Source organism: Variovorax sp. Varisp36, from assembly GCF_047304235.1.
GTDB lineage: Bacteria > Pseudomonadota > Gammaproteobacteria > Burkholderiales > Burkholderiaceae_C > Variovorax.
The window spans coordinates 43865-64290 of sequence record NZ_JBGLYU010000007.1; the positions used below are offsets into that span (position 1 = coordinate 43865).

The 20426-nt window shown below is 63.2% G+C and carries 19 protein-coding genes and 3 pseudogenes; 8 read left to right on the forward strand and 14 right to left on the reverse strand.

Annotated features, from left to right (window positions below):
- Window positions 1-6: 6 nt before the first annotated feature.
- The 3 genes from ACCD11_RS06525 to ACCD11_RS06535 are packed head-to-tail and all read right to left on the reverse strand — an operon-like array spanning window position 7 to window position 2611.
- Entirely contained in the window at window positions 7-933 is a 927-nt protein-coding gene (locus tag ACCD11_RS06525) for a transporter substrate-binding domain-containing protein (RefSeq protein ID WP_413313081.1), read from the reverse strand.
- Between the two features lie 22 nt (window positions 934-955).
- Window positions 956-2125, reverse strand: coding sequence for a trans-sulfuration enzyme family protein (locus ACCD11_RS06530; protein WP_413313083.1), 1170 nt, complete (start codon window positions 2123-2125; stop codon window positions 956-958).
- A 33-nt stretch (window positions 2126-2158) separates the two neighbouring features.
- Entirely contained in the window at window positions 2159-2611 is a 453-nt protein-coding gene (locus tag ACCD11_RS06535) for a hypothetical protein (RefSeq protein WP_413313085.1), read from the reverse strand.
- A gap of 96 nt (window positions 2612-2707) precedes the next feature.
- Between ACCD11_RS06535 and ACCD11_RS06540 the strand changes: the two genes are divergently transcribed.
- Window positions 2708-3643 (forward strand): LysR substrate-binding domain-containing protein, encoded by a 936-nt coding sequence (locus ACCD11_RS06540; protein WP_007828391.1) that lies wholly within the window; start codon window positions 2708-2710, stop codon window positions 3641-3643.
- A 43-nt stretch (window positions 3644-3686) separates the two neighbouring features.
- Here the strand turns inward: ACCD11_RS06540 and ACCD11_RS06545 are convergent, their stop codons facing one another.
- The 10 genes from ACCD11_RS06545 to ACCD11_RS06590 all read right to left on the reverse strand — a co-directional run bounded on the left by ACCD11_RS06545 (window position 3687) and on the right by ACCD11_RS06590 (window position 10704).
- Window positions 3687-3878, reverse strand: coding sequence for a heavy-metal-associated domain-containing protein (locus tag ACCD11_RS06545; RefSeq protein ID WP_007828393.1), 192 nt, complete (start codon window positions 3876-3878; stop codon window positions 3687-3689).
- A 435-nt stretch (window positions 3879-4313) separates the two neighbouring features.
- Window positions 4314-4973: a c-type cytochrome gene (locus ACCD11_RS06550; protein ID WP_413313088.1), complete on the reverse strand. Its 660-nt coding sequence runs from the start codon at window positions 4971-4973 to the stop codon at window positions 4314-4316.
- A 63-nt stretch (window positions 4974-5036) separates the two neighbouring features.
- Window positions 5037-5357, reverse strand: coding sequence for a hypothetical protein (locus tag ACCD11_RS06555; protein WP_413313090.1), 321 nt, complete (start codon window positions 5355-5357; stop codon window positions 5037-5039).
- 126 nt (window positions 5358-5483) lie between these two features.
- Window positions 5484-5852: a copper-binding protein gene (locus ACCD11_RS06560; protein WP_007828400.1), complete on the reverse strand. Its 369-nt coding sequence runs from the start codon at window positions 5850-5852 to the stop codon at window positions 5484-5486.
- Between the two features lie 74 nt (window positions 5853-5926).
- The gene (locus tag ACCD11_RS06565) at window positions 5927-6418 is read right to left on the reverse strand and encodes a plastocyanin/azurin family copper-binding protein (protein ID WP_413313092.1); all 492 of its coding nucleotides are present in this window, start codon (window positions 6416-6418) and stop codon (window positions 5927-5929) included.
- Window positions 6419-6465: 47 nt separating this feature from the next.
- Window positions 6466-7881, reverse strand: a complete 1416-nt coding sequence (locus ACCD11_RS06570; protein ID WP_413313094.1) for a multicopper oxidase family protein — start codon at window positions 7879-7881, stop codon at window positions 6466-6468.
- 31 nt (window positions 7882-7912) lie between these two features.
- Complete coding sequence (locus ACCD11_RS06575; protein WP_413313096.1) at window positions 7913-9337, reverse strand: TolC family protein; 1425 nt, start codon at window positions 9335-9337, stop codon at window positions 7913-7915.
- Complete coding sequence (locus ACCD11_RS06580) at window positions 9334-9705, reverse strand: hypothetical protein (RefSeq protein WP_413313098.1); 372 nt, start codon at window positions 9703-9705, stop codon at window positions 9334-9336. The genes ACCD11_RS06575 and ACCD11_RS06580 overlap by 4 nt, the downstream gene beginning before the upstream one ends.
- A gap of 116 nt (window positions 9706-9821) precedes the next feature.
- Window positions 9822-10256, reverse strand: a complete 435-nt coding sequence (locus tag ACCD11_RS06585; RefSeq protein WP_007828408.1) for a hypothetical protein — start codon at window positions 10254-10256, stop codon at window positions 9822-9824.
- A 58-nt stretch (window positions 10257-10314) separates the two neighbouring features.
- A complete protein-coding gene (locus ACCD11_RS06590) occupies window positions 10315-10704 on the reverse strand; it encodes a hypothetical protein (RefSeq protein ID WP_413313100.1) in 390 nt (129 codons plus the stop codon).
- A 190-nt stretch (window positions 10705-10894) separates the two neighbouring features.
- On the opposite strand from ACCD11_RS06590, the gene ACCD11_RS06595 reads away from it, so the two are divergent.
- The 4 genes and pseudogenes from ACCD11_RS06595 (at window position 10895) to ACCD11_RS06610 (ending at window position 14487) form a co-directional block, all read left to right on the forward strand.
- Window positions 10895-11578: a heavy metal response regulator transcription factor gene (locus ACCD11_RS06595; RefSeq protein WP_413313101.1), complete on the forward strand. Its 684-nt coding sequence runs from the start codon at window positions 10895-10897 to the stop codon at window positions 11576-11578.
- The gene (locus tag ACCD11_RS06600; RefSeq protein WP_413313103.1) at window positions 11575-12981 is read left to right on the forward strand and encodes a heavy metal sensor histidine kinase; all 1407 of its coding nucleotides are present in this window, start codon (window positions 11575-11577) and stop codon (window positions 12979-12981) included. The genes ACCD11_RS06595 and ACCD11_RS06600 overlap by 4 nt, the downstream gene beginning before the upstream one ends.
- A 187-nt stretch (window positions 12982-13168) precedes the next feature.
- A pseudogene (locus ACCD11_RS06605) lies at window positions 13169-13825 on the forward strand (type II restriction endonuclease); the annotation flags it as partial.
- Between the two features lie 212 nt (window positions 13826-14037).
- Window positions 14038-14487 (forward strand): hypothetical protein, encoded by a 450-nt coding sequence (locus ACCD11_RS06610; RefSeq protein WP_007828419.1) that lies wholly within the window; start codon window positions 14038-14040, stop codon window positions 14485-14487.
- 25 nt (window positions 14488-14512) lie between these two features.
- Here ACCD11_RS06610 and ACCD11_RS06615 read toward each other — a convergent pair.
- Window positions 14513-14728: pseudogene (locus tag ACCD11_RS06615) on the reverse strand (IS30 family transposase); the annotation flags it as partial.
- Window positions 14729-15683: 955 nt separating this feature from the next.
- Between ACCD11_RS06615 and ACCD11_RS06620 the strand changes: the two are divergent.
- The 3 genes and pseudogenes from ACCD11_RS06620 to ACCD11_RS06630 all read left to right on the forward strand — a co-directional run.
- Window positions 15684-15968 (forward strand): annotated as a pseudogene (locus ACCD11_RS06620) (DUF6531 domain-containing protein); the annotation flags it as partial.
- Between the two features lie 342 nt (window positions 15969-16310).
- Window positions 16311-19706, forward strand: a complete 3396-nt coding sequence (locus ACCD11_RS06625; RefSeq protein ID WP_413313193.1) for an RHS repeat-associated core domain-containing protein — start codon at window positions 16311-16313, stop codon at window positions 19704-19706.
- Window positions 19706-20338 carry a hypothetical protein gene (locus ACCD11_RS06630; RefSeq protein ID WP_413313105.1) on the forward strand — a complete coding sequence of 211 codons (633 nt, stop codon included), beginning with the start codon at window positions 19706-19708 and terminating at the stop codon, window positions 20336-20338. The genes ACCD11_RS06625 and ACCD11_RS06630 overlap by 1 nt, the downstream gene beginning before the upstream one ends.
- The last annotated feature ends 88 nt before the right edge of the window (window positions 20339-20426 follow it).

A 20426-nucleotide genomic window follows, 5' to 3' on the forward strand; every position in this document is an offset into this window, starting at 1 on the left:
GGCGCCTTACAGCGGCTGGTCGTTCGGGTGACGCAAGAGTTCCTGCATGTCGGGCGACATCGGGAAGTTGACCGTCACGCTGCCCTTCACCGCGATGGGCTTCAGGAAGTACTTCTCGTACAGCGAGGCGAATTCGCCGGAGCGCATCATTCCGGTGATCACGCCGTCGACGAGCTTCTTGAAGGCGACGTCTCCCTTGCGCAGCATGCAGCCATAGGCTTCCTTTTGCTGCGGCACACCGACCACTTCCCAATCCGCCGGGTTCCTGGCGCGAGCGATGTTGCTGAAGAGAATGATGTCGTCCTGCGTCGCTGCCACTGCGCGCCCCGTCTCCACGGTCAGGAAGTTCTCGTTGATGTCCTTGGCCAGGATGATGTTGATGCCCCACTTGTTCTTCTCGTTGAGCTGCCGCAGCATGCGCTCCGCGGTGGTGCCCGCACTGACCACGACGTTCTTGCCGACAAGGTCGGACCAGTGCTTGATGCCGGAATTCTTGCGCACCAGCAGCCGTGCGCCAACGACGAAGAACGTCGTCGAGAACGACACCTGGTTCTGCCGCTCCGCGTTGTTCGTCGTCGAGCTGCACTCCAGATCGACGGTCTGGTTGGCCACCAGCGGAATGCGCGTCTGCGGCGTGACTTCCAGGGCCTTGAGGTCCAATTTCGCAAGCTTGAGGTCCTTCTTCGCCTGGTCGACCACGCGCTGCGCGATCTCCCAGGCAAAGCCCGCCTGCTTGTTGTTGTCATCCAGGTAGTTGAACGGGATGGAAGCGCCTCGCGTGGCCACCGTGATCGTCCCGGTGTCCTTGATCTTCTTGAGCGTGCCCTCCAGCGGCGGCGCGGTTTGCGCGGCGACACCGGCGCACAGCGCGAGGCCTGTTACGGCGAGAAAGGAGCGAATCAACGCAGTGTGAAAGGTCGGCTTGAGGGTCATCGCGGGCTCCAGATGGCGTGAATCAGAGGTTGAAACTCGTTTCGCAGGCGCGCAAGGCGCCTTGCAACTCGTCAAGCAGCGCTTGGGGATCGTCCAGGCCGATCGACAGACGGATGACAGGGCCTCGGACGTCGCAGAAATTGCGCTTGGCTAGCTCTTCCGCCGGATAGAAAGCAGCGATGCTGCGCACACCTCCCCAACTGGCGCCGATGGAGAACAGCTTCAGACTCCCGAATAGCGCCCGGTAAGCGTCGTAGGGGCCGTCCAGCAGCTGCAGCGACAACACGCAGCCGGACTGCTTGAAGTCACGCGCCCAGAGCGCATGGTCCGGCGCGCCGGGCAGCGCGGGAAAGAGCATCCGGCGCACCAGGCGATGCGCTGCGAGCCGCTCGGCGATCAACTGTGCGCTGGTCGCCTGGCGCTCCATGCGCACCTGCATCGTGTCCAGACCTCGGGCAACCAGGAAGCAGTCCTCAGGGCTCACGGCCAGTCCCATCTGCGACTGGAGTCCGCGTAAGGACTTGTACAGACCTTCGTCGTTGGTCGCGATGCTGCCCATCAACACGTCCGAATGGCCGCCCATGTACTTGGTGCAGGCGTGAATGCACAGGTCGACGCCACGTGCCAAGGCCGCGAATCCCAGCGGACTGGCCCAGGTGTTGTCAATGGCGGTCAGTACGCCACGGGCACGCGCCACGGCGGTGATCGCCGGCACGTCTTCCACTTCCATCGTCACCGTGCCGGGGGACTCCAGCCAGATGAGGCGCGTGTTGGGACGCACCAGGCGTTCGATGTCCGCACCGATCCGCGGCGGATAGAACTCGACCTCGATGCCGAGCGCTTGCAGCCGCTCGACGGCGAAGGACTTGGCCAGGCCGTAGGCGGCGTCGGTCATCAGCAGGTGATCACCCTTCTTGAGCAACGCCAGGAGCGCGCTGCAGATCGCCGCCTGCCCGGAGGGAAAGACGACGCAATGTGCGGCACCGTCCAGTTCGGCGATGCGTGTCTCCAGGGCGCGCTGCGTCGGCGTGCCCGTGGTGCCGTAGCTGAAGCCATCCGGCAGACGGGTGCGGCGATTCACGAAATCGTCGAGTGAATCGAAGACGACCGTGGAGGCACGCCACACCGGCGGGACCAGGCTGGCGAATGCACCACGAGTAGAGGTGCCAAGATTGGGGATGGAAGAGTTCACGATGGAAGACGGGGCTGTTCGTCGGACGTGCGATCAGTTGGCAGGTGCGGATTCGATGAGCTGCAGCGCCTGCTTCATCTGGTCGACGGCCATGTTCTCGAGATCGGTGTAGACCTTCATCTCCACCGACAGACGGGCGAAGGTTTCCTTGGCCGCGGCGATCTTGGCCGGGTCGTTGGTCTTCGGATTGGCCAGTGCCGCCTCCAGGCGCTTGTACTCGCTGGTGAGGAAGGCCGGTTGTTCGCCGATGGCGCGCAGGCCGGCGTTGGTCATCGAGCGGATGCGCAACACCATCTTCACGTCCGACTGCTCCATCTCGCCCTGCGCACGCTCCAGCGCGAGCTTCGCGGCCAGCGCCTGCTGACTATCGGGCTTTTTGGTGGCGGCGATGGTCTGGAACCTGGCGATGTCGCCGGAAAAATCGTGCGCCCACGCAGGTGCGGCACATGCGAGGACGGTCACTGCAAGAACTGTTTGAAGTTTCATGTCGCTTCTCCGGAAGGTGGCTGAAGACGCCAACTCTAGGACGACAGGGATAATCTGATTCGCGCTCGAAATTCTTTCTCCATAAGCGGTTGTTATATGTTGCTCCGAGAGATCGAGGTGTTCCGTTCCGTGATGTCCGTCGGCTCCGCGAGCAAGGCGGCCGCGCTCCTGGGCGTCACGCAACCCGCCATCAGCCAGTCGTTGCGCAGGCTCGAGGAAGCGGCGGGATTCCCGCTGTTTCGCAGGCTGCGGGGCCGGCTGCAGCCCACGCCCGAAGCGCATGCCTTGCTGGTCGAGGTCGAGCGCGTCTTCGTGGGTCTCAGCAGCATCGAGCACCGCATGCGCAGCCTCAAGCGCTTTGGCGTCAACACGCTGCGCATGGCGGTCTATCCGGCCTTCGGCCTGACCTTCGTCCCGCGAGTCCTGTCGCGGCTGGTGGCCGAGCGCCGCGACAGCGACGCCCGGCCGCAGATTTCGCTGCAGGTGCTCAGCTCGCGGGAGGTGCACGAGGCCGTGCAGGGGCGGCAGGTCGACTTCGGGCTGATGGCCGACGAGATGCCGACGACAGGCCTGGAGCACTCCGAGTTCGCGCGCTTCCCGGGTGTAGTGGTGATGCATGCGAAACACCGCCTGACCAAGGCCAGGGCCATCCAGCCGCATCAGCTCGCGGAAGAGCCATTCCTTGCACTCAACCCCGAGGACGCATCCCGGCGACGTCTGGAACGCGCCTTGGCGGAGTGCAACGTCGGGTTGAGCGTGCTGGTCGAGACCCCCTACGCGGCGAGCGTGTGCGAGATGGCCTTGAGCGGGATGGGCATCGGGTTCGTCAATCCGGTCACCGCAATGGAATACGCCCAACGCGGTCTGGCCATCCGTCCGCTGTCCCTGGAAGTCTCCTTCGCGGGGGTGTTGGTGCTTCCCCCTGGGCAGCCGCTGTCCGGCCTCGCCCTGCGAGTGCTTCAGCTCATGCGCATCCAGTTGGCCGAAGACCAGAAGGCCCTCGCGAATCTCCTCAAACCCCGCGCCGCATAGCGCCACTACAGCCGATTGAGGCCGATGTCCCGTGCGTGGCGGATCACTTCGGCGGGTAGCCGGCTTCCGTCAGGGCCGCGATCACAGATGCGCGGTCTTCGGCGCTGTCGACGCGTACCGTCTTGGTCGGCAGGTCGACTTCGATCTTCGCTGCGGCGTCCAGATTCTTGACGGCCTGGGCGATCCGGCTCGCGCAGCCACCGCAGGACATTGACTGGATGACGAACTCTTGCATGAGAGACTCCTTGATTGAAAGTGGTTCCAGTTTCAGGCTTGACATCGTGTGAAGGTCAAGCGACTGGCATCAAATCCTTCAACGGCGTGGTTTCTTGCATTCAGGCTTTTCAAGAGGCCGGGCGAAGCGAATCGCAGGAACAGTTGGTCAGCGTCCTCGTGACTTGTCTCTGCGAGGCAGACGCAAGGGGGGCTGAATGCATACAGACAAGGACGCCGCCGGGCCTCTAAGACTGGCCGGCGGCGGACGCGATGTCTGTCAGACGCTCGCTCCACCAGGACTTCCGGCGCTGCCACACGATGACGGCCACGAAGATGACAACTCCAACGAGCCAGGCGACGAACATCGTGCCGACAACATTGGTTGAAACCCATCGTCCCGTCACATACATGCCTACCTCCTGAGGCGAGGGCAGCTCTGGACGCATGGCGTCATTCAATGAAGCCCCGCGATGTAATCGGACACAGCCTTGATCTCGCGATCGTTGAGCTTCGCTGCAACGCCGCTCATGGGCACGCTGTTGAGTCGCCCTCCATCGCGAAACGCGGTCAGCTGCGCGGCGATGTATTCGGCGTGTTGTCCGCCCAGTCGGGGGTACTGGATCGGGATGCCCGCCCCGTTGGGGCTGTGACAGCCCGCGCAGGCCGGCACACTGCGGTCCCCGACGCCGCCGCGATAGATCTTCTCGCCCAACGCCACCAGATCCTTGTCCTTCGCAAACCCCGGCTTGATGGGCTTGGAGCCCAGGAACCAGGCGACGTCGCGCATTTCCTGCTCGGAAAGCATCGCCGCCATGCCGCTCATGACTGCGCTTTTTCTCTTGCCGGATTTGAACTCCTGCAGTTGCTTGAGCAGGTACTCAGGATGCTGCTGGGCCAGCTTGGGATTGGCGGGGATAGCCGAGTTTCCATCCCCGCTGTGGCACGCGGCGCATGACTTGCCATTGAAGACGACTTCGCCGTTCGCAATGTCGGGTTTTGCCGATTTGGCGGGGACTCTGTCGATCGGCGCTGGCAGGGCAGGATCGGCCGCGAAAGAAAAGCCGGAGGACAATCCGCCGAGAGCGGCTAGCAAAAGAGGCGCGAACAATTTCATGGGGTGCTCAGGTTTGGCGGGAGGCTGGCTGCAAAGATGGCTGGAGATCGTGCGCAGGCCGAGTCAGCCGGGTGGCACTTGTGCATGCGACAACACGCGAATGGTTGTGCCGCACCTGTCGACGTTGGCCGAAACGATGTCGCCCAACTCGGCGGATGTCGCCGGATTCAGCATCACGACGTGCGCGTGGCGCTGCCCGTGGAGCGATCGATCGGGATCGCGAAGCGCTGTCCGGCAAGTTCGTAGGAGCCGGCCGTCTTCCTGCAATTCAATCTCTCCGATGAAGCTGCCACGGTTGTAGACGTGCATCGGTGAGAAGCAGCCGGCCCCAATATTCTGGGTCGTCACGTAGTCCTCACCATCGCAGAGGCGCGACTTGTTCAACAGGATATGCCGTGGCAGTCTTTCGCACCGGTGGAGCAGATCGTTCGGGCGCGCGTCCTCGAAACAGTGCAGGGAGCCTGCGGCGAGCCAGATGTCATTCCTGCACAGCGCCTGGTGAAGATGCGCTCAGCGAGCTGATTCGATCTTCGTGACCATGATCTTTCCGTCGATCTTTTCCGCCTGGAAGCGGACCTTGACGCCGGTCTCGACCTTGTCGAGCATGGCGTCGTCCTTGACCCCGAACACCATCGTCATGCCAGGCATGTCCAGGTTCTTGAGCGGGCCGTGCTTGATCGTGAGCTTCTTGTTGTCCTTGTCCACCTTGCGGATCTCGCCTTCGGTGAGATCCGACGCCGCGGCAGCATCCGCTGCGCCGGCGGCCGGCGCCTTCTCGGACATGCCCGGCATGTCGGACTTGGAAGATTGCGCGCTGGCCGTGCCAGCGAACGAGAGTGTGGCAACGAATGCCAAGAGTGCGATGCGAATGTTCGACATGAGAATCTCCTTGGATATGAATGAAATTGAAGCCCGCCGCGTCCCGATAGAGGCCCGCGGCGGGCGTTTGGCGCTTACTTCCCGGTCTTGGTCACGTTCACGGCGCCCTTCATGCCGGCGTCGTAGTGGCCCGGCTGCAGGCAAGCGAAGTCGACCTTTCCGGCCTGGGTGAACTGCCAGACGATCTCGCCGGTCTTGCCCGCGGCCAGCGTCACCATGTTCGGATCGGCGTGCTCCATCTCCGGGTTCTTCTTCATGACTTCGTAGTGCTCCTTGAGCTCCTTCTCGGCCCCGATCACGAGTTCGTGCTTGAGCTGGCCGGAGTTCTTGATGACAAAGCGCACGGTCTCACCTTGCTTGACGCTGATGTTGGCCGGCGTGAAGCGCATGCTGTCGGTCATGTCGACGTTGATGGTGCGCGTCGCCTTGGTGGCCACGCCGGGCTTGCCGATCGCCTCGTCGGCATCGTGGCCGTGGCCACCGGCATGGGTGCCCGACGCCGAAGCGCCGGCGGCGGCCAGTGCGAGCAGTGCAGCGAGAGCGGTGTTGCGGAAGGTGTGTTTCATGGTTTTCCTTTGAGAGGTTGGAAGGTTTGAGGGGAGTGGAAAAAATGTCAGTGGCCGGAATGACCGCTGGCGGGCTTGCGGATCTGAACTTCGATGTTCTTGGCGGGCATGTTCCGAGCGGGCATCGCGGCTGCGCCGGCGCCGCGCTGGCGCGGGGTTTCCGGCGGCGGGCCGTCCAGTTCGTGGGCGACCGTGCCTTTGGGGTGCTTGAACCAGCCGGGATTGGAGTAGTCACCGGCCTTCTGGTTTTTGCGCACCTTGACCACACTGAACATGCCGCCCATCTCGACCGAGCCGAACGGGCCTTCGCCCGTCATCATTCGCGCGGTGTTGTCCGGGATCGGCATTTCCATCTCGGCCATGTCGGCCATGCCGCGCTCGCCCATGACCATGTAGTCCGGCACCAGGTTCGAGATCTGCTTGGCGACGTCCTTGTGGTCCAGGCCGATCATGGTCGGCACGTCGTGGCCCATGGCGTTCATCGTGTGATGGCTCTTGTGGCAATGGAAGGCCCAGTCGCCTTCTTCGTCGGCCAGGAATTCGATCTGGCGCATCTGGCCGACCGCCACGTCCGTGGTCACCTCGTACTGCCTGGAACTCTTGGGTGTCGGTCCCCCATCGGTGCCCGTGACCAGGAACTCGTGCCCATGCAGGTGGATCGGGTGGTTTGTCATCGTCAGGTTGCCGATGCGGATGCGCACCTTGTCGTTGAGCCTGACGTTGAGCGAGTCGATACCGGGGAAGATCCGGCTGTTCCAGGACCACAGGTTGAAGTCCAGCATCGTCATGATCTTGGGCGTGGCGCTGCCGGGCTCGACGTCGTAGGCGTTGAGCAGGAACACGAAGTCGCGGTCGACCTTCTCGATCAGCGGATGCTCGGCCTTCGGATGCGTCACCCAGAAGCCCATCATTCCCATCGCCATCTGCGTCATCTCGTCCGCGTGCGGGTGGTACATGAAGGTGCCGGGACGGCGCGCCACGAATTCGTAGACGAAGGTCTTGCCCGGACGGATCGGCGGCTGGTTCAGGCCTGCGACCCCATCCATGCCGTTGGGCAGGCGCTGGCCGTGCCAGTGCACGCTGGTGTGCTCCGGCAGCTTGTTGGTCACGAAGATCCGCACCCGGTCGCCTTCCACCACTTCGATGGTGGGGCCGGGCGACTGGCCGTTGTAGCCCCACAGATTGGCCTTGAAGCCCGGCGCCATCTCGCGCACCACGGGCTCGGCCACCAGGTGGAACTCCTTCACGCCATTGTTCATGCGCCAGGGCAGGGTCCAGCCGTTGAGCGTGACCACGGGGTTGTAGGGGCGTCCGCTCGAGGGCATCAGCGGAGGCATGGTGTTGGGCGTCGTCTGGAGCACAGGCTCGGGCAAGGCGGCCATGGCCACCTTGCTCACGCTCGCGGTTGCAATGGCGCCCGTGATGGCACCGGCACCGCTCAGGAAATTGCGTCTGTTGGTCATGTCGTTCAAATCGTTGATGAGCCCGGGGGCACTAGTGGGCGGCGCCAGTGGAGGCGCCTTCGCCACCCGAGCTGGCCGTCGCGGCGCCCATGGACGTGGGCTTGCCCATCACGGAAGCCGCGAGGGCGGCGTCGGCCAGCCAGAACTGCTGCTGGGCGTTGATGGCGTTGGTCACGCTGGAGATCTGGTCGCGCGCTTCGGCCAGCAGTTCGAAGACGCCGATCAGCATGCCGTTGTAGCGAAGCACGTTTTCGTCGGCCATGGCCTGGCGCAGCGGCACGATCTCGTCGCGGTAGTGCCGCGCGATGTCGTAGGCCGTGCGGTAGGCCGAGTAGCCTTCGCGCAACTGCGAAGAAGCGCCGCGCACGGTGGCGTCATATCGGTTGGCCGCGGCCAGGGACTGAGCGTTCAATGCATCGCGTTGCGCAGAACCCCAGTCGAACAGCGGCAACCGGATGTCGAGCTCGAAGCCACGCCGGGTGCTCTTGGTGCCCTCCGCGTTGTCGAACACTGTGTCGCGACGACCACCCACTTCGACGTCGATGAAGGTCGACAGCAGGTTGATGCCCTGCGACTTGCCTGCCACATCCAGCTGGGCGCGGGCGAGCTGGACATCGAGACGCTGCTCCGTCGCAGTGGCTGCGACTTCCTTCGCCTCGCGAGGTGCCTTCGGCAGGTCGGGCAAACGCTCGGGCAAGGTCAGCTTGGCGGCCTGGGCATCGTCCAGTCCCAGGACACGGATCAGTTCCTCGCGCGCGGCCGTCATGGCGTGCTGCGCGGAGGCGAGCTGAGTGGTTGCGTCTGCATGGAACACCTGCTGGCGCGCGCGCTGGAGCTTGCTGAAGTTGCCGATGAGCTGCATCCGGCGTGCGAGCTCGGCGCTGGCCTGGGCTGACTTGTTGACCTGCTCCGCGTACTGCAACGATTGCTGTGCGGCGACGGCACGGACCCAGGTCTGTCTGACCTGGGTGACCTGGTCGACCACGGCGCCTGTCAGCTGGACATTGGCCTGGTTGGCCTGGCTCTTCGAGATCGACAAGCGCTGCGGCAGCAGGATGAGGTCCACCAGCCCGAAGGACAGCAGGCGTCCGAGCTCGAGTTCGCTGTTCAGGCGCATGCGCTCGAACGTGAAGATCGGGTTGGGCAGCCGGCTGCTCTGGTTTGCGGCAGCAATATCGCCCCAGCTCTGGGCAATCAGGGCCTGGACGGAGGGACTGTTGGCCAGGGCGAGTTGCACCGCATCGTTCTGCGACAGCGGCTCGGCCAGCAGTTCCTGCGTCAACGCAGAGCGGCGATCACGCTGCTCCTGGGTCCGGCTGAGTTCGAGCTTGCCGCCGGTGAACTGCTTGGCATTGGTGTTCGTGTCCTGCAGGGCGTCGTCGATACCGACCGAGGCGCACCCGGCCAGAAATGCGGCTGCGACGGCGATGGCCGTCAAACGCAAGGCGCGCTTCATGGCTTCTCCTTCTTCGCAGGCATAGGCATGGAATGGCCTGGCTGCGTGGCAGGTGCAGCGGCTGCGCCCTTGGGCGATTCGGCCTCAGCCGTGCCGATGCCCGACGCCTCCTTGGCGTAGGCTTGCCAGCCACCGCGGCGGTAGACCGTCTCGTTGGCCTCCTTCCAGGGGATGGGCTTTTCGTCAGCAAAGGATTGATAGCCTTCGAGCGCGGATTTAAAGGTCAGGACTGGCAGCGGTGCCGCGGTCGCGGCCGAGCCAGCAGATGTAGGTGCGGGAGGTGGCGTGGGCGCAGGCTGGGCCACGGCGGCCAGTGCCACCATAGCGGGGAAAACAACCAGCCAACGGGCTGACGATGAATGGAACATGGGGTCCTCGCAAGTTCATGAACGGATTGCGTCCGAGCTGCCCGAAAGGGCATGACGCAGGCGATGCATGAGCGTCCGCGGCGGCCCGTGACGCGAGTCACAGGCGCACGAACGCGTTAGGCGCGAGGAGGCTTGTCGAGTACGCGCGGCGCGAGCGTGACCATCGTGATGGCCGGCTCCACCAGATCGGCGTGCGGAAGATCGTGGAAGACGGCCAGGTCCAACGTGCTGGTCAGCGCCGTGGCATGGCACGCGCCGCACGTGCCGCACTTGTGCATCGTGTCAGGCTCCGCACTTGCGGTCTTGTCGGTGCCGTCTTTCGCCGGTGGCTTGGCGGCCTGTGCCGCCTCGTGGTGATGGTCGCTGCGCCCGTCGGCATGCGGAGACCGGGCATGGTCATGCCCCCCGGACAGCTCGACAGACATGTCGGCCATCGCACCGGCATGTCCGGGTCCGCAAAAGACCATGGCTGCCGCCGCGTACCCCTGAAAGGGCACGGCGAACATCACGATCCAGAGAACGAACAGGCGAACCCGATACATGCGCAGCATTCTGGTTGGAGCGGTGTGTCAGGTGGCCCGTGCGTATATCCAGTTCTGCGCACAACCCTCAGGGTTGCGCCTGCGCACGAGCCTTGCTCGTGTCGGCCTTGGGCGCTGGCAGGGGCGCACCGAGCCTTGCCGCGGCGTCCCAGTTGGGCTGCTTCTGCGCGGCTTCCAGTTCGGCCACCACTTCGGCGCGCGTCTTGCTCGCTCCCACCTTCGGGGTACCCATCGATCCCCAGCGCAGCATGCTCGCTCCGTCGGGTGTTTTCCGCGCAGTCGCGAGTTCGGCCGCCACCTGGGCATCGGTCTTGGCGGCGCCGGCCTCGGCCGGGTGGTAGACCACGCCGGCTTCGTTCGGCGCGAAGTGAGAGGGGCCTTCCGCGTGAACCGCGAGCGGTGTGACGAACGCGCCGCCTGCGGCGAGTGCGAACGAAAGGATTTGACGGTTCTTCATGATGGTCTCCTTCAACGGTTGGCTCAATTTCGTGAGCTGCACTGAACTCGCCGGGATCGACAACCGAGCCGGCGGTGCCAGCCTGTCGACCGGCGTACAAGTACTCTAGGAAGCCAGTCCGCCAATCTCCCATCACTTGGATTACAAAGAAGTAATCCATGCACGAGACCTCGCGCCGTACCATTTGGCGATGCGCATACTGGTCATCGAAGACGAACAAAAGCTTGGCGATTACCTCGTGAAGGGACTCACCGAGAGCGGCTTCGTGGTCGACCTCGCGCGCACCGGTATCGAGGGACGCAGCCTTGCGCTCGATGGGGACTACGACCTTCTGGTTCTCGACGTGATGCTTCCTGGCATCGACGGCTTTGCGGTGCTGGATGCAGTGCGCAAATCCAGATCGATGCCGGTGCTGATGTTGACAGCGCGTGACGAAGTAACCGATCGGGTGCGCGGACTCCAAAGCGGTGCGGACGACTATCTTGCCAAGCCGTTCGCCTTCTCCGAATTGCTCGCCCGAATCCAGGCCCTCCTGCGTCGCGGCAAGTTGCACGAGGTGTCGAACTACGTGCTCAAGGACCTGCGCCTCGATGTGGTTGCGCGCAAGGCCTCGCGCAACGGACATCGGCTCGAGTTGACCGCCAAGGAGTTCGCGCTGTTGACCCTGCTCATGCGCCGCCAGGGCAACGTGCTGTCGCGCACGCAGTTGGCTGAGCAGGTGTGGGACATGAATTTCGACAGCGACACCAACCTGGTGGAAGTGGCCATCCGGCGGCTGCGCAGCAAGATCGACGATCCTTTCGAAGAGAAGTTGCTGCACACGGTGCGCGGCATGGGGTATGTGCTGGAGAGCCGGCAGGGCAGCGGATCGTGAACGCCATCGAAACCATCGGAGAGTCCAGCGCCGTAGCCGACCTCGTGGTTGTCAAGTCAGCGGCAACCGATGCGGCCTCCAACACCGAGAGCACAGGCTCCATCCAGGCCGCGCTGTCTCTTTGGTTTGCGGCGCAGGCCTTGATCGGCCTCAGCCTCGTCTGCGTGGCGATCTACGGCGTCACGGCGTGGAGCTTTCAAGTCAAGCAGGCCAGCGAGTTCGAGCGCCAGTCCGAACTGATCAGGCACCTGATCCAGGAGTCGCGGGGCGATACAGGGACGGACGGGTTGCGTCACAAGCTGGACGATTTCTTCCTCACGCATGCCGAGATCAGCCTGGTGCTTCGCCGCGGCGACGAGACCATCTACTCGACCACGCCCACCCGGGCATCCGCGCGCTGGCTGTGGAAGCCGACAGAAGAGCATCCGGCACAGCCGGGCGAGGCCACCATGCAACTGCAGCTCGGCATCGACATCCAGGAAGACTCCCGGCTCCTGAGTCGGCTTGCCTGGACGCTGGTCGGTGCGGTCGTGCTGGGGTCCGCAATGATCGCCCTGACCGGTGCGCTGCTGGTGCGCCGGGGCCTGAAACCCTTGAAGAAGCTGATTCGGCAGACCGCAGCCACGGGACCGGCACACCCCGGACGGCGTATCGATCCCTCCCCGTATGCCTCCGAAATCACCCCTTGGGTCGCGCAGTTCAACGCAGTGCTCGACCGGGCCGAGCAGGCCTATCAGCAGCTGGAATCGTTCAACGCGGATGTCGCGCACGAACTGCGCACGCCGCTGGCCAACCTGATCGGGATGGTGGAGGTGGAACTGGCGCGGCCCAGATCAGTCGAGGAACTACGCGATGCCCTGCTGTCGGCACTCGAAGAAGCAAGGCGCGTCTCTGCGATCGTGATCGACATGCTCTTTTTGTCCCACGCGGACCGTGGGGCGGTTGCACGCCGCTCGGCCCCGGTCAGCCTGGCCGACCAGGTGCGCACGGTGCTGGACTTTCATGAGGCCACGCTGGAAGACGTCGGACTGAAGGTGCATGTCAGCGGCGATGCGACTATTGGCGTCGACGCCGCACTGGTGCGTCGGGCATTGTCGAACCTGCTGAGCAACGCTAGCCGGTATGCGACGCCCGGCTCCACGATCGCGGTTGCTATCGACATGCAACCCGATGGCGCCTGGATCAAGGTTGCCAACCGGGGCGAGCCGGTCTCCGCTGATGTGTTGCCTAATCTTTTCAAGCGCTTCTTTCGGGCGGAACGGTCTCGCACCGATTCGTCGGAGCACCACGGACTCGGCCTGGCAATAGTGGCCGCGATCGCGCGAATGCATGGAGGCCAGACCCGCGCCACATCCCGATCCGGCGTCACCGAGATCAGCTTTTCCATGACGCCGGAAGGCTGATACGCCTTGCTTACCGCGTCGTTCTCCTCCCTGACGAGCGCGAGCCATCTTTGCCTCATGCGGCCTATTGCTAGATTTGGCTGTAAGTCGACTGCTAGAGATTCCTGCGCGAAACACTGACCCGGCCAGATCGAGCCGTGCTTCAATCAATGGTGTCGCGCCCTGCGCACTTCAACCTTCTGCGCTCATGTCTCCTGGTCTTGAAGTTCTCATCGGTCACTGGAAGGTCGACCCACTAAGCACCTACAACTCGCGGTTTCTGTGGGAAGAGCGGCTGAAGAACTTCCGTTCCATCCGCCGTGGCCTGGCCTAGGTGGTCAAGGACATTGATGCTGGCACCTTCGGCAGCGCGCTCCGCGGCTCTTCGCTCGAGACGGTCGTGGGTTCGGTGGCAGAGCAGCGCCAGATCTTCAAGGGCGCCGAGCATGCGTTTCTCTGGAAGCCCAAGCTGCGCATCCCCGACATCTATGAGAACGCCGCCAACCAGCGCGCCTTCGCCCGACTGCTGCATGCGTGCGACTGTTGCGATAACGCCTAGGAGGTGATCGAGGCCATCCGCCGGATCGACGCGCATCAGATCAAAGGCCTTGGGCCGGCTGTGGCGAACTTGCTGTACTTCGTTCATCCCACGATCGTGATGCCGTTCAACACGGCGATCGTGAAGGGCTACAACGCGGTCACCGGCAGCAACGTCAAGCTCGGCAAGTGGGACCATTACCTTTCCATGCGCGACGGCTGCCTTCGGCTGAACGACCAGCACCGCCAGTTGCTGTCCAACGACATGGGCGTACTGGCAGGCCTCCTCTTCGATATCGGCTCAGGCCGGCGCGCGGCGCCGCCGCGCACAAGCGCTGGGCCACCGATTTCTCATCTGCTTTGACACATTGAAGATGTGTCGTCATCGCGGACGTTAACGCGGTGATGGATAACGCAACTGTAATCTTCGTGTGCGGTAACTCGCCGACCGGCGGCCTAGAGTTGATGCATCGGAAAGAGGCAAGCCACAGAGCTGTTCACTTCCGGATCGCCAACCCTCTCATTGCCAAAGGATCGAACATGAAGACTTCCCTCAAGACCTCCCTGACGCTGGCCGCATTGCTCGGCGCGATGGCTAGCCCCGCGCTGGCCGGCAACTATGCCGAAGGCGATCCCCGCCCGGCGCCGCTGAGCTCCAGCACCAGCCGCGCAGCCGTGGCCTTGGACACGCAGCGCTGGCTGCAGAGCTCGATGGACCAGGGCTACCCCGAGGGCAATCCGCGCGCTGTCGTGAGCGTGTCCTCCAACACCCGTGCCACGGTTCAAGCCGACACCCTGGCCTGGATGCGTTCGGGTCTGGCCGCGGCCACGAACGGCGAAGCGGGTGCAGACACAACCCGCCCCGCCTACCGGCAAGCCGCTGCCGAGTACGCGCGCCTGCGCGGTGAACAGCCCGAATTCGGCGCACCGGTGGAACGTCTCACCCAGCAGGGTCAACTGCCGGATGCACCCGCGACCGCTCGTCGCTGATGTACGGAGCCGCCAGACACAACGGATACCTTCCCGATATGGGGTCCGACATGAACAATGGCATGCCGCCACGATGACAGAACCAACGCGTGCCCACCGGTTGCGACACGCCAACGGCCTCGGCCGCCTTCGCACTCGTAATTCCGGTGGCAATCTGCTCCCAGAACCGCCGCTCTACCTCTCGCCGAAGCGAAGGAGCACCGGGTGAGCGCATTGCACCTCGCCCCGTTAACTTGTGCATCGCGACGTGGTGATGGACGCGCCCGACGCGCAGTCCTCGCAGACGTGGCTTCGCGAGGTCGAGAGCTACTTGAACGAGGTCGACTTGTTGTTGAAGGACGAGACGCCGAAGTAAGTCTTCTGATCGGCACCGTCCGCAATCGAACATTGTTCGGAATACCTGACTACACCGTCGGTAATTCGCCGCATCGCTAGCCCGCCGTGGTTCGGCGAGCGCTGCCGGCTGGACAGTCGTGTCGCAACAACAGCGCGCACGAACTTTCATATTCATCCCATCTAAACAGAAGCGAGCGACTCTGAACTGTCGTTGTCTTCTTGTAACGCTTGGGCTATTTTGTAACGGCTTGTGCGGTTTGTGCCGCGTCGTGATGCCCTGACCTCAGGGTCTTGGCCAGTCAAAACTAGGTCAGCAGAACCGACCGAGGGAGTGCGCTGTGAGGGATTTGAATCAACTGGTACGCCGTATCCGGAGGTCCGCTGTTCGGCAGAAAGTGTCCAGCCAAAAACACGTGATAACTCTCGCGGAGGATAGAGGCTGTAGAGGATTTCTGTGGACCCGAGTGCGTCTTGCGCTATTGGGGTTGCTATGTTCTGTTTGGTTTTCCGCGCACGCAGAGATTCCTGCTGAGGTTGTCTACAAGTACGCTTTTGTAAATGGGCCATACGTAGGCCCATATTCGTCTGCCTCGGAAGCTTGCGCTGCCGCCGGAGAAGCAGCCAATGTTGAGTGGCCCGATGGTACGTTTACTAACGGTCGTGTTGACACCGACCCAGGCAGCTCTGGATTTGGCTGCATCGCAGACTTGTTTCTTCCGCGATACGGTTACCTGATCTCGTCGATCGGGTCATGGAGCAGATTTAACGAATGCCCTGCCAATACCACGCCGTACAGCATAGGTTCGAGTCGGTGTCTCTGCAACACGAAGTTCCAGGAAGATCCCTCTGGGAAAGTCTGCGTGCCCATCCCGGTTCCTGAACCGCGTAACCAGTGCAGCGCCGGAGCGCGGACCCCGAACCCGATCCTTCCTGCTTCGGCCGAGAAATTCCGTTCCGAAACCGATTTCGTAGACAAGGGGCCGAATGCCCTGGCGTTCACCCGTACCTACCGCAGCGGATGGATCAATGTTGGGGTTTCGAATGCCGGTCTGGGTCAAGCCTGGTCGCACAACCACGACATCAGATTGATGGCCCTGCCGGCCTCCGCGCCCGTCGCGGCGACGATTGTGAGAGGCGACGGCTCCACGCGCACCTTTTCGAAACTCGTCGGGACCAGCACTTGGAGCACGACTGAAAGCACAGACACGCTCACGAGGGATAGCCAAGGCAACTGGACCTATCGCCGCTTCGACGACGATTCCGTCCTGAGCTTCACTTCCGATGGCAAGCTCCAAACCCAGGCCCGCCGAAACGGTTGGAGCTGGGCCTATACCTATGACGGGGTTGGTCGACTTGCCACCATCGGCAACGGCTTCGGTCGAACGCTTGCACTGAACTACAACTCGGCCGGTCAACTGGTCGGTGTTCTCACGCCAGACTTGCGCTCCATCGGCTTTGCCTATGATTCGATGGGTCGCCTCGCCGTTGTGACCTATCCTGACGCCAAGAGCCGCACCTTCGTCTATGAGAACGTTTCCTTCTCGCAGGCTCTCACGGGCATCCTCGACGAGACTGGAGCGCGCTTCGCTACCTTCGCATATGACCCACAGGGACGCGCAATCGATTCAGCGCTGGCAGGCTCGGTGGATCGTTATGGGGTCAGCTATCCTTCCGCTGGCAATGCGCACATCACGGACCCACTGGGCACCAGCCGCAGCTACAGCTACAGCACCATCAAAGGCAAGCTCGCGGTAACAGGTGGCTCGTTGCCATCGGGGACGGGCGAGGCCGACGCTGCCTCGCGCATCCAAGACGCCAACGGCCTGATCACCTCCGAGACCGACTTCAAGGGCGTGGTCACGACAACGACTTGGGACGTTGCCCGTCGCCTGCCGACCACCGTTGTGCGAGCTTCCGCTACCCCCGAAGCGCAGATGGTGACCACCCAGTGGCATCCCACCTTCTCGCTGCCCGCGCTGGTCACCCAGACCGGCCGCACCACCGCCTACACCTACGACGCCCTCGGCAATGTCCTGACTCGCACGATCACCGACACGGTGACCAACCAGGCCCAGCTCTGGCAATGGACCTACAACGCCCAGCAGCTGGTGGCCACCGCCGCCGAGCCCAACGGCGCCGTCACCAGCTACACCTATGACCCCCGCGGCAACGCTCTCACGGCCACCAACGCCCTGGGCCACGTCACCAGCTACACCTACGACAACGCCAACCGCGTGGTGAGCGCAACCGCCCCCAACGGCCTGGTCACCACCTACACCTACGACCCACGCGACCGCCTGCTGACCCAGACCGTCGGCGGCCAGACCACGGTCCTGACCTACAAGCCCTACGGCACGGTCGAGACGATCACGCTGCCCACCGGCCTGGTCCTCACCTACAGCTATGACGCCGCCCACCGCCTGACCGGCTGGAGCAACAACCGCGGCGAGAGCGGCAGCTTCACCCTGGACGGCATGGGCAACCGCACCGCCGAGCAGATCAAGGACAGCGCCGGCAACGTGGCATGGAACGCCGCGCGCACCATCAACGCCATCAACCGCCTCAGCGCCCAGACCGAAGGTCCCAACCAGGCCAGCGCCTTCGGCTACGACGCCAACGGCGAACTGGTCACCCAGACCAACGGCCTGAACCAGAGCACCCAGTACAGCCTGGACGGGCTGCGCCGCATCAAGGCCGTGACCGATGCGGCCAACGCCACCGCCACCCTCAAGTACAACACTCTGGACGCCGTCACCGAAGCCAAGGACTTCAAGGGCGTGACCACCACCTACGCCCGTGACGCCCAAGGGAACGCGATGGCCGAAAGCAGCGCCGACACCGGCGGCGCCAGCATCCAATACGACGCCCTCGGCCTGCCCAGCCAGACCACCGATGCCCTCGGCCAGGCCACCACCATCACCCGCGACGCCCTGGGCCGTCCCACCAGCCTAGTCTTCGCCGACGGCAAGACCACCACGCTGCGCTATGACCTGAGCGCCAACAGCAAGGGCTACCTCTCGGAGATCCTCGACCGCAGCGGCACCACCGAATACACCCGCGACGGCTTCGGCCGCGTCACCTTCAAGAAGCAGACCCTGGCCAACGGCAGCGTGCAGCAGGTCAGCTACAGCTACAACCCCAACGGCACCCTGGCGAGCATCGGCTATCCCAACAATGGCGGACTGCTCACCCACAGCTACGACGCCACCGGCCGCCTCACGGGCCTGAACCTGAGCGGCAACCCGCTCATCACCGGCATCGCCTGGAACCCGCTGGGCCAGCCCACCGGTTGGACCTGGGCCTTCGCCAGCCCGAGCCTGGCCGCCAGCCGTAGTTATGACCCCGCCGGGCGCATGACCGCCACCGAGTTCAGCAGCTACGTCTACGACGCGGCCGGGCGCATCACCAGCCTGACGCAGAACCTCTACGCGCCGGGCGACACCGACCCCACCCACAGCACCATCGGCGCCAGCGACATCACCTGGACTGTGGGCTACAACGCCGTGGGCCGCATCACCGCCTTCAATGCCACCGGCAGCACCGCCGGCTTCGGCTACGACGCCAACGGCAACCGATCGAGCAGCACCCGGGTGCTCGGAACCCAAAGCACCAGCCGCACCTACAGCGTGGGCGCCACCAGCAACCAGCTCACCGGCTTCACCCAGAGCATCAACGGCGCGAGTAGCACCAGCGTCACCTACGGCTACAACGCCAACGGCGACCTCGTGAGCGATGGGCTTCGCAGCTACACCTACGACGCCGAGGGCCGCCTGGCCGCGGCCACCACCGGCGCGACCGACGTGAGCCCGACCACGCGCTACGCGCACAACGCGCTGGGCCAGCGGGTGTTCAAGACCGAGCCGCTGTACCCGCCGGGCCAGGATGACGAAGCCGACCCGGGCTTCATGCAGAGCCTGATCGCGTTCTTCACGAAGCTGTGGAGCCCGGCCACGGCCGAGGCGGAGCAGCTGGGGTATGCCTACGTCTACGACGAGAACGGCAGCTTGATCTCGGAGGCAGGCAGCGGCGGCGCGAACAGTGCGGGGCAGGCCAGCTACATCTACCTGCCGACGGCGAATGGACCGATGCCGATTGCGGCCGTGATCAACGGCGCGACCTATGCGGTGCACAGCGATCACTTGAACACGCCGCGCAAACTCAGCAACGCGGATGGCCAGCCCGTCTGGCAATGGAGCTACAGCGCGTTCGGGGAGGACAAGCCGACCGTTGGGAAGCACCGGTTCGCCAACCTCGACATCACACCGAACCCGGGCACCACCAGGATCTCGGACGTGAAGTTCAACCTGCGCTATCCGGGGCAGTATGCGGATGAGGAATCGGGACTGTTCTACAACTACTTCAGGAGCTACGACGCGAGGACCGGGCGGTACAGCCAGCCGGACCCGATTGGGTTGGATGGGGGATGGAATCGGTTTGGCTATGTGGATGCAAATCCGTTGGGCGATAGTGATGTTTCGGGGTTGATGGGAGACGGCAAGCGCGTTTATCCACTGCCTATGGCAGGTGGCCGCCCCTCTAGTAACGGCGGACCGCAGATAGCGCCGATCCCTTTGGCGGGTGGCGGATCGCGACCAATGAATTTTTCCCCGCTCGGAAGTGGTCGATCTGGAGCCTTTAATGAAGCAAAACGGCTCAGCGACGTGCCCACAAGTCAGTCGCCGAGTCAAACTCGGCCGAACGCTGATCTACGCGGAAATCCACAGCCAGGCAGACAATACGATTTCGATATCCCGGCTCCGGGAGGGGGTACGCGAAGAGTCACCATCAGAGATGATGCGAAGGGGCACGATTTTGGGCCAAGCGATCCTCAAAATCGGGGACCACATTTCAACGACATGTGCGGCCGACATTTCGACTACTGATGAAAATTTACTCTCTTGAGGAAACCGGCTGGAACCAGCAACTTTTGGTTCATCTGCAAATGCATGGCTGCGCAGGCATGGAATTCCATTGGCCGCGAGCAGTTTCTGGAAGCAGTTGCGGCGATGTTCTTGCTAAGACTAGAAGGGCTCTGGCTGAACATGGCTACGCCCATCAATGGACTTTGGTTAGTCATGAGACGCTGCAACCCGCAAATCGCGTCACGCGACATCAAGGAATCTGGAAGCCGCTAGGCGTGGATCTCAAGGGGTTGCCTAGCGAAAGTATCGGTGAGTGGCTTGTTGAATATGAGGAGGGGATACGATTTTTTGGCGCTGCTCTTCAAGATGCGTTAGGTGATGCAAGCCTTTTAGCTATCTGGCGGCAGATGAAGAGTAGTTGGTTGGTTTTGAGCATGCGCCCAATGTCCGTCGCGACCTTGCGCTCTTGGTTTCGCCAGGGTTGGGGTAGCACCGGAGCCTTGCCACCAAGTGATCTCTTGAATATGGCGCGCTCAGAAGATCTGATTCTCATGCAGTGCCTTGAGACGACACCTACAAGTTGCATCTATCTAGCTCTTGGCGCCGCAGCGACTATCGAATCTCAAATCGTGAGCTTGCGAGCGTTTCATTGAGGAGGGATGCCTGAGGTGCCGGCGTTCTGAATGCGCGAAGCGCCGGCACCACCTCATTGCCCAGTTGCCGGTCGAGCTCGCGCGGCCC